This window comes from Emticicia sp., assembly GCF_043780375.1.
GTDB lineage: Bacteria > Bacteroidota > Bacteroidia > Cytophagales > Spirosomataceae > Emticicia.
In genome coordinates, this window is record NZ_JAYWCU010000029.1 from 1 (window position 1) to 8,840 (window position 8,840).

The following is an 8,840-nucleotide window of genomic DNA, read 5'->3' on the forward strand; positions in this document are numbered from 1 at the left end:
GTGAGCCAATGGAAGCTTTGACCGAAAGAATCAATGAATCTTGTTTATTAGGAATTCTTCGAAATTATAAAAGATTTATTTTGCACAATGTAAACTGCAACCAAGATATTCAAGTACAAATACGCTCTGAAAGAAACGTTTATGAAACGGCCAGTGGAAGACTATTAGTTGCCTATCTTTCTGAGAAAGAAAGGGAGCGTTTCTTGCAATACAATGGGCTACCTAATGAATCAATATGGGAGGTGGCATCAACACTTGATGGTTTAGTAGCTGAACTTTACAAAATAAGATTGTCGGGTATTGCAATGACAAATTTTTCGCACACTCATTTGGTTGGGTTTGCAGTGCCAATTCATGCAAATGGTAAGGTAATAGCTGGATTAAGTGTTTTTCTTCCAGAGTACAGATGCACGGAAGCACGAAGTTTAGAAATTACAGCTTCATTAAAAGAAACTGCATCAAATATTGAAGTCATATATCAAAAGCAATAATTGGATGGAGAGTTTGCTTATTATCCATTTCCTTAGAAGAAACCAGTTTTTTGAGGTATGCTAATTTAGCCTCACGGTTAATTGTAAAAGATTTTTATTAAATTCTTCGAAACGAAGGGCGATTTTCTCACCCTTTCGTTAGGAAATGGTTGTCTTTTTCGGGTCATACCTTGCAAAAATTTATGTTTTGAGAGCAAATCTCTAAAATCATCAGAGGCAAATTACTCGCCCCCATTTCAACGAACAATGAACCATTTTGGGGGGGGCTTTGCTCAATAACTTTATTTAAAGCATTGACTACAAGGACACTATGCATATTGTTCGCTAAATTCCATCCTACTGTTTTTCTACTAAACATATCATATATTAGACTTGTTTGCAAAGCACTTTTTTTTGTAATTTAGATTGTCTTGGCAAAAACTAACTAAAGAAAAGAACACCAGCTACCAACATCGGTTTTGACCAAGAGTGGCTGACGGAATAAACCTCAACTTGAGTTCACTATTTAGCTTTTGTTCGGGCTGACAGAAACCTCGTTCGCCTTAAGTGCGTCAGTTGTTCGGCTGAATTTTTATTCAATCGTTGTGTCATGCGTTCTTAGAACGCTAATACAAACAGCTTTTACACAACGCCATTTTAAAAACGGCTGACACAAAGACTAATTTTAAAATTAGCCTAACGCTTACCATCATTTGCCAACACTAAGGCAAGCGGGGGTGGAATGAATTAGGATGTTTTTTGATTTTGTATTCATGGATTAAGGTTTTTAAACGATTTCCTTAATCGTATAATACCTTGTTTTAATAAGCTTGCTCTACATGGGGTCGGTCAATCCACTTACTCGAATAAGTTTTTTATTGACAAATTCATCAATACCCAATTCTGCTAATTCACGCCCATACCCAGAGCGTTTTGTGCCACCAAAAGGTAAATCCGCTTGTGTCCAAGTGGGGTGATTAATGAAAACCATACCTGTATCAATTTGGTCAGCCACTCGTTTACCCCGTTCAATATCTTGTGTAAAAACTGAACCGCCCAAGCCAAAAGGTGAATCATTAGCCAATACAATAGCCGCTTTTTCGTTTTTTACTCGATAAAAAGAAGCAACTGGACCAAATAATTCTTCGTAATAGGCAGGATTATCAACCTCAATATCCGTTAATATGGTTGGTTGCATAAATGCACCCTCACCCTCTCTTCGTTTGCCACCTAACAATACTTTTGCACCCGCCTTCACCGCTTTATCCACTTGGTCTGCCAAATGAACGGCGGCTTCTTCACTACTCAAAGGTCCTAATTCTGTATCTGCATTCATGGGGTCGCCCACCTTCAAGTTTGCCATTTTATCAGTAAACTTTTTTAAAAATTCATCGGCAATGGCTTCTACGGCAATAAACCGTTTTGAAGCTACGCAACATTCTCCGTTATTATTTATTCTACCGACCAATGCCCACTCAACGGCTTTATCAATATCAGCATCTTCCAATATGATAAAGGCATCGCTACCGCCTAATTCTAAAACTGATTTTTTTAAGTTTTTTCCAGCTTCGGAAGCTAAATTTGCTCCTGCCGCTTCGCTTCCAGTCAATGAAACGCCTTTAATTCTTTTGTCTGAAACTAAGGCGGATGCCCGTTTTCCTGATATTAAAAGATTGGTATAAAGCCCTTTGGGAGCATTGGCTTCTTCAAACAATTCTTCGATAGCAATGCCACACTGCGGAACGATGGAAGCGTGTTTTACGACTATCGTATTGCCAACCATTATATTAGGGGCGGCAAATCGAGATACTTGATAAAAAGGGAAATTCCACGGTTCAACGCCAAATAAAACCCCAATCGGACTATGACGAATAAATGCTTCACCGTGTTCTGGACTTAACACTTTATCAGCAAGAAATTTGGCTCCGTTATCGGCATAGTAATCAAATATATTAGCACTGAGCATGATTTCCCCTTCCGCTTGGGTGAGAAGTTTTCCCATTTCTAATGTAATGGTTTTAGCCAATTTTTCTTTATGTTTTCGCATTAAGGCAGCAACTTTATGAAGTAAATCGGCTCTATGTTCGTATGAAGTTTTCTTCCACATTTCAAACGTCTTTGTTGCTTGAACTACCGCCGCATCAACTGCCGAATCGGTCATTTCTTCAAAAGATTTGACAACTTTATTAGTAACAGGATTTACTGTTTGAATAGACATGAAGTTTTTTTAACTATTAAAATGAATAATTAATTTTATATTTCTTGACTAATTTTAAATTAAGAGCCAATAAAATTCAGCTCTTAATTTAAAATCACCTACATTTTCATTTTGCCCATTTTCCCATTCATATAAACAACATCTCCTTCTTTCATGGTCATGGTTTTACCACTTTTTGTTTTCATGATTCCGTTAGTCATAACCATAGTACCGTTACTCAATATCATATCTTTATCCATGCTCATTGTTTTGCCATTTTTCATGATTTGCATTTTGCCATTCATCATCATAATATGGTCTTTTTTCATGTTCATCTTTTGTCCCATTTTCATGCCTTTCTTCATATCCTTGTGTTCCTGTGAAAATGCAGTTGAACTTAACGCAAGGGCTGTAAATAAAATCAGTAATTTTTTCATGTTTTTAAAAGTTTGTGGCTTCCACAGTTTGTGTATGGCTACCTGTTAAAATAAATTTGTTTTACTATTTTTATACTATACTGTAATTATTTCCCATTTCTGGAATTATTAAAAACTCGCATCAAGAGTGCGACAACTAAAACGAGAAAAATACCTCCCAAAAGCATTTCCGTAACCGAGAAAGAAAAATTTCCATTAGAGTTTCCATGATTATTCCCCATTCTTTCATTCTGTGCAAGTACGCCTAAACTATAAGGGAAGGCTAAAAAAAATAGTATTAGCTTTTTCATGTTTTTAAAAGTTTGTGGCTTCCGTAGCAATGCTGATAGTTGCCAGTTTAAAAAGATTATTTTCATTATTTCAAGCATTGTGTTTGAATTATTACACTTATTCAGCTAAAAAACCGCCATCTATTTCTAAGGTTGTGCCTGTTATAAATGAACTGTCATCACAAGCCAGGAATATAAAACCTTTGGCAATTTCTTCCGATTTTCCCATACGTTTCATGGGGTGCAAATCAATAATGTGTTGTTTTATTTCTGGATTTGTTCCTATATCGCTTTTAGCTATTAAAGGCGTTTCAATAAATCCTGGGCAAATTGCATTGATTCTAATTCCTTCAAGAGCATATTCCAAGGCTGCTGTTTGTGTAAGACCAATAACACCATGTTTTGCAGCAACGTAATGGGCGGAAGTGGCAAAACCTACTTTGCCCAAAATGGAAGCCATATTTATAATAACTCCATTTTTTTGTTTTGCCATTTGAGCCAACTCATGCTTCATGCCATTGAACACGCCATTTAAGTTTATGCCAATTACTTTTAGCCATGCATGCTCAGTCATATCTCCTATTTTATTTGGTTCACCTGCAATTCCCGCATTGTTTAGTGCCACATCAAGCGTTCCAAAAGTGCTTACAACTTTTTCAATCGCCGTTTGTACTTGTGCAAAAACCGATACATCACATTCAATAAAAATAGCTCTTGGATTTACTTTTTTTACTTCTTCCATTACTTCATCAGTAGTTTCTGATTTCATATCGGCAATTGCTATATTGGCACCTTCATTTGCCGCTGCAATAACACAAGCGTTGCCTATGCCTGAGAATCCACCTGTGATGAATACGGTTTTATTTTCTAATTTTTGCATTTTAATATTTTGTCTGAACACCTAATTTCATTTTAAATTTTTGAAATTATCATTATTCCATCATTCAGCCATCACTTCCACGCATCATTGTTGTTAACCTGTTATTTTACTTCAACCACTTTTCTCCGTTTTCGCTATTCATCATGGTTTCTATCATTTCTTTCAACATTTCATTATTGTTAGCAATCGAATCCATGATTTCCTTTCTTGTTTCAGATTTTCAAAGTGCTTGTTTTGTATTTATATTTTGCTCACAAGATGCTAAAAGTGCTGTAAAAGCAGTAATGAATGCAAGTTTTTGCAATGTTCTCATGATTTTAAGTTTGTTAAATGTACACTGTTGCTGTCTATAACTATACGTCGTAGGCGAAACTTGAAAAAACCAATCATTTTGCCGAATTATCTTCAAGAATCCGTTTTCGCTCATTATACTCTTCGGCGTTAATACTTCCAGAAGCAAAACGTCTCTTTAAAATATCAAGGGGCGAATCTTTTTTGCTTCGCTGTCCAGGAATATTGTAGGGAGTTGCAAAAATCCAAAAAAGAAGTATTGCCCACACAAACCACCAAATAAAGTGCATTCCTCCAAAATTGTAACCATTATACATTTCCATTATTTCTATTATTTAAGTTTAATAATTCTCTTGGCAAAACATTCTTTTGGAAAATTCTGCGAAGAGAATTATGCTATTACATTTTACAAGCCTCTGCACACTTTTTACAGGCCTCCATACAAGCCTTGCAATGCTCACCGTGCTTAGCACATTCTGCCATACAAGCCTCACAGCATTTCACGCATAATGCACAAATATCATCACAGAATTGCGAATCTCTGGCACATAATTTGGCACATAAAGTACAGATATCCGCACAATCTCGACAGGCTTTTAAGCACTCTTCCATGCCTCCCATTGTAATGCACATGGTAGCACATTTTTCACATTCAATCATGCAGGCTAAACAAGCATCAATACACTCTTTTGAATTTTTCATTGTTAAAATGTTTAATTACTATTAATTATTGAAACTATGTAAATGCTTGATGATCAATACTAGACTTGTTGCAATGGAAGATTATTCGTTTAAAAACAGCCTTTTTTTACTTGATTTCATAAATCGAAACTCCCATTGCAACAAGTCTAATTGAGAGATTTCCAAGAATCAAAGGTTATTACATTAATTTTGTAAAGTGTTACATAATTTTGGGGAAGTATTGCATATTTCACACATTTGTTGAAATTGTATGTAGTGTCAAACAGGTGATTTCTTATTTTTCTTAGTAAGAAAATTGTAATTATTTTTAGATTTCTCAAGTTTTAAAAAAATATTATCTGATGCCAACGTTAAGTTTGAAAATATACATTTTATTTTTATTGAAAATGGCAAAAAACAATTTGATATTAAGGAAATAAATATCGAAAATACCCAAAATAAATTTACTGAGGTGATTACTGACGTTGATTTGCCCAATGAAAGCTTTGTGGTAAAAGAAGCATATAACCTTTTGATGAAAACGAAAAATACTGAAGAATTGAAAACTAAACCCAAAAAAAATGAGCTATCAAGAAATAATCAAATATCTTGGCGAAGATGCCGACAATTTGTTAAAACACGAAAGTAAAACAATTGCTAAAAGTCAATTACATTCGCCATCATCTGACTTTATAGACAATATTTTTGCCCAAAGCAATCGAAGTATTCCTGTGTTGCGTAGTTTACAAACACTCTATGGTCATGGCAGATTAGCCAATACAGGCTATCTTTCAATTTTGCCAATTGACCAAGATATTGAGCATACGGCAGGTGCATCTTTTGCTAAAAATCCTATTTATTTCGACCCTGAAAATATCGTTCGTTTGGCGATTGATGGTGGGTGCAATGCAGTAGCCACCACTTTTGGAAATTTAGCAATTTTAGCTCGAAAATATGCACATAAGATTCCTTTTGTAGTAAAACTAAACCATAATGAGCTTTTAACGTACCCAACTAAACATGAGCAAATTATGTTTGGTTCAGTCGAATCAGCTTGGAATTTGGGAGCTATTGCTGTTGGAGCAACCATATATTTTGGTTCAGAAGGTTCAAATCGTCAGATTATCGAAGTAGCAAAAGCTTTTGAAAAAGCCCATGATTTGGGCATGGCAACCATACTTTGGTGCTATACTCGCAATAATGGTTTCAAAAAAGACGGTATCAATTACGAAACAGCAGCCGATATTACAGGACAAGCCAACCATTTAGGTGTAACGATTCAGGCAGATATTATCAAACAAAAAATGCCTGAAAACAATGGCGGTTTTACAGCAATCAATTTTTCAAAAAGTGCCACTGAAATGTACACCGATTTGAGTTCTGAGCATCCAATAGATTTGTGCCGCTACCAAGTAGCCAATTGTTATATGGGTCGGATTGGTTTAATCAACTCAGGCGGCGAATCAAAAGGCGAATCAGATTTGGAAGATTCTGTGAAAATAGCAGTTATCAACAAACGTGCTGGTGGTCAAGGCTTAATTTTGGGTAGAAAAGCTTTCCAACGACCTTATAGTGAAGGCGTTGAATTATTAAATGCCGTGCAAGATGTGTACTTAACAAAAGAAATTGGGTTGGCATAAACATAATAAAAATCCATTTAACAAAAATACCATGAACATCTTTTTTTCAAAACAATTCATATGGGAAATCGCCCGAATTATCACCGTTGGCGTAGCCAGCATATTGTATTATTTTGAGATTATTCCTCTGCCTGTTTTACTCGCGGCAATGGCATTTGGACTATATTCACTACTAAAAGTTGCAGCAGAAGACCTTTTTAAAGAACGAAAAATTGGTACAGAAATATTCATTACCATTGCCGTAATAATTTCAATCGTTGGCAAAGAATATTTGGCAGGTTCGGTAGTTTTAATGATAATTTTAATAGCCGAATACATAGCCAGTGCCAGTGGCGAAAGGGCAAGGGCTTCTATCAAAGAATTAATTGGCACAGTACCCAAAACAGCAATTGTAAAAAAGGACAATGAGGAAATTACCGTACAAATTGCAGATTTGAAAATTGGTGATATTGTATTAGTAAAAGCAGGTGAAAAAATAGCCGTTGATGGAAAAGTTGTGGCTGGCGAAGGTACTGTAAATCAAGCACCTATTACTGGCGAAAGTACACCACAGGAAAAAACAATAGGTAGCGATGTCTTTGCAGGCACAATTGTGGAGCTTGGTGCTTTGGATATTCAAATGACCAAAGCAGGTACTGATACCGTTTTCGCCCGCATTATTGCTTTGGTTGAAGAAGCCGATGCACAGCAAGCCCCTATCGAAAAATTTACCGATAAAGTGGCTTCATGGCTTATTCCGATAGTTTTTGTATTTGTAGCAGGGGTGTATTATTTAACTCGTGATATAAAATTGGTTATCGCCTTGCTTATTTTCACCTCACCTGCCGAGCTTGGTTTGGCAACGCCCCTTGTTACCATAGCCGCCATTGCTCGTGCCGCACGGGAAGGGATTTTGATTAAAGGCGGTAAGTTTTTGGAAGAACTCGCCAAGGTAAACACTATCGTATTTGATAAAACAGGCACACTTACTATTGGTAGCCCTACGGTAAATCAATTTGAAATTATTGATAAAAACTATGATGCCAATACTTTAGTAAAATTGGCAGCTTCTACCGATAGGCGGTCGAGCCATCCATTGGCAAAATCTATATTGACTTATGCCGATAATTTAAAAATTATTTATCCCGAACCCGAAAGTTTTGATGTAATAAGAGGGCGTGGTGTAGCGGCTACGGTTGAAGGCAAAACCATTTTATTGGGAAATAAAGAATATATGACCGAAAGTAAAGTGAGTGGTCAAATTTCTACACAAAACCAAACCGATACGGCACTATATCTTTCAGTTAATGGTACTTTGGCTGGGATTTTTTATGTCTCAGATGCCATCAGACCTGCCGCCAAGCAAATGATAGAAGGGTTAAGAAAAAGTGGTGTTTCTAAAATTGTAATGCTCACTGGCGATAATGAGCAAACAGCCGCCTATGTAAGCAAGCAAATTGGCATTACTGAATTTAGGGCAAATTTATTGCCCGAAGACAAAATAAATATTGTAAAAGAATATCAAAAAGAAGGTCAAAAAGTGGCAATGGTTGGCGATGGAATCAATGATTCTCCTGCACTGATGCAGGCAAATGTAGGCATTGCCATGGGTGCTATGGGTACAGAAGCAGCAATGGAAGCAGCAGATATTGTATTGATGGAAGACAAATTAGAAAAAATAGCAAGAGTAAGAGCAATCAGTAAAAAAGCATTTAGCACCATCAAAGAAAACATCATTTTTGGGGTAGGTATTGTGCATGTTATTGGAATCACATTGGTTTTGTTAAAAATATTGGGTCCTATTCAAGCTGCGGTGATTCATCTTTTGCCCGATACATTGGTATTTTTAAATTCGATAAAACTTTTGCGGATAAAAATTGACGGTGAATAAAAATCAACAGGGTTTGTTCATAAAAAAAAAGGTTACTTAAAGATTGCTGGTATTAACTTCCAGTTTTTAGTCAATTTTTCTCTTAGGATGGATTTATTACCACCT

9 protein-coding genes are annotated in these 8,840 nt (G+C 36.0%); 3 read left to right on the top strand and 6 right to left on the bottom strand.

The window, feature by feature from the left end; genetic code table 11:
• A partial coding sequence (locus ACH2CJ_RS02295) for an IclR family transcriptional regulator C-terminal domain-containing protein (RefSeq protein WP_394990459.1) occupies nucleotides 1-491 on the top strand: 491 nt, incomplete at its 5' end.
• Between the two features lie 814 nt (nucleotides 492-1,305).
• Here ACH2CJ_RS02295 and ACH2CJ_RS02300 read toward each other — a convergent pair.
• From ACH2CJ_RS02300 to ACH2CJ_RS02325, 6 genes are all read right to left on the bottom strand, one after another.
• Nucleotides 1,306-2,688, bottom strand: a complete 1,383-nt coding sequence (locus ACH2CJ_RS02300) for an NAD-dependent succinate-semialdehyde dehydrogenase (RefSeq protein WP_394990460.1) — start codon at nucleotides 2,686-2,688, stop codon at nucleotides 1,306-1,308.
• A 98-nt stretch (nucleotides 2,689-2,786) separates the two neighbouring features.
• Nucleotides 2,787-3,104, bottom strand: coding sequence for a DUF6799 domain-containing protein (locus tag ACH2CJ_RS02305; RefSeq protein WP_394990461.1), 318 nt, complete (start codon nucleotides 3,102-3,104; stop codon nucleotides 2,787-2,789).
• Nucleotides 3,105-3,190: 86 nt separating this feature from the next.
• On the bottom strand, nucleotides 3,191-3,394 hold the full coding sequence (locus ACH2CJ_RS02310; protein ID WP_394990463.1) for a hypothetical protein: 204 nt from the start codon (nucleotides 3,392-3,394) through the stop codon (nucleotides 3,191-3,193).
• Between the two features lie 97 nt (nucleotides 3,395-3,491).
• Entirely contained in the window at nucleotides 3,492-4,253 is a 762-nt protein-coding gene (locus ACH2CJ_RS02315; RefSeq protein ID WP_394990464.1) for an SDR family NAD(P)-dependent oxidoreductase, read from the bottom strand.
• Nucleotides 4,254-4,639: 386 nt separating this feature from the next.
• Complete coding sequence (locus tag ACH2CJ_RS02320) at nucleotides 4,640-4,867, bottom strand: SHOCT domain-containing protein (protein ID WP_394990465.1); 228 nt, start codon at nucleotides 4,865-4,867, stop codon at nucleotides 4,640-4,642.
• 76 nt (nucleotides 4,868-4,943) lie between these two features.
• Nucleotides 4,944-5,246, bottom strand: coding sequence for a four-helix bundle copper-binding protein (locus ACH2CJ_RS02325; protein ID WP_394990466.1), 303 nt, complete (start codon nucleotides 5,244-5,246; stop codon nucleotides 4,944-4,946).
• Nucleotides 5,247-5,806: 560 nt separating this feature from the next.
• Between ACH2CJ_RS02325 and ACH2CJ_RS02330 the strand changes: the two genes are divergently transcribed.
• Together ACH2CJ_RS02330 and ACH2CJ_RS02335 are read left to right on the top strand one after the other, a co-directional pair.
• Nucleotides 5,807-6,865: a class I fructose-bisphosphate aldolase gene (locus ACH2CJ_RS02330; RefSeq protein WP_394990467.1), complete on the top strand. Its 1,059-nt coding sequence runs from the start codon at nucleotides 5,807-5,809 to the stop codon at nucleotides 6,863-6,865.
• Between the two features lie 31 nt (nucleotides 6,866-6,896).
• The gene (locus ACH2CJ_RS02335) at nucleotides 6,897-8,735 is read left to right on the top strand and encodes a heavy metal translocating P-type ATPase (RefSeq protein WP_394990468.1); all 1,839 of its coding nucleotides are present in this window, start codon (nucleotides 6,897-6,899) and stop codon (nucleotides 8,733-8,735) included.
• Nucleotides 8,736-8,840: the final 105 nt, after the last annotated feature.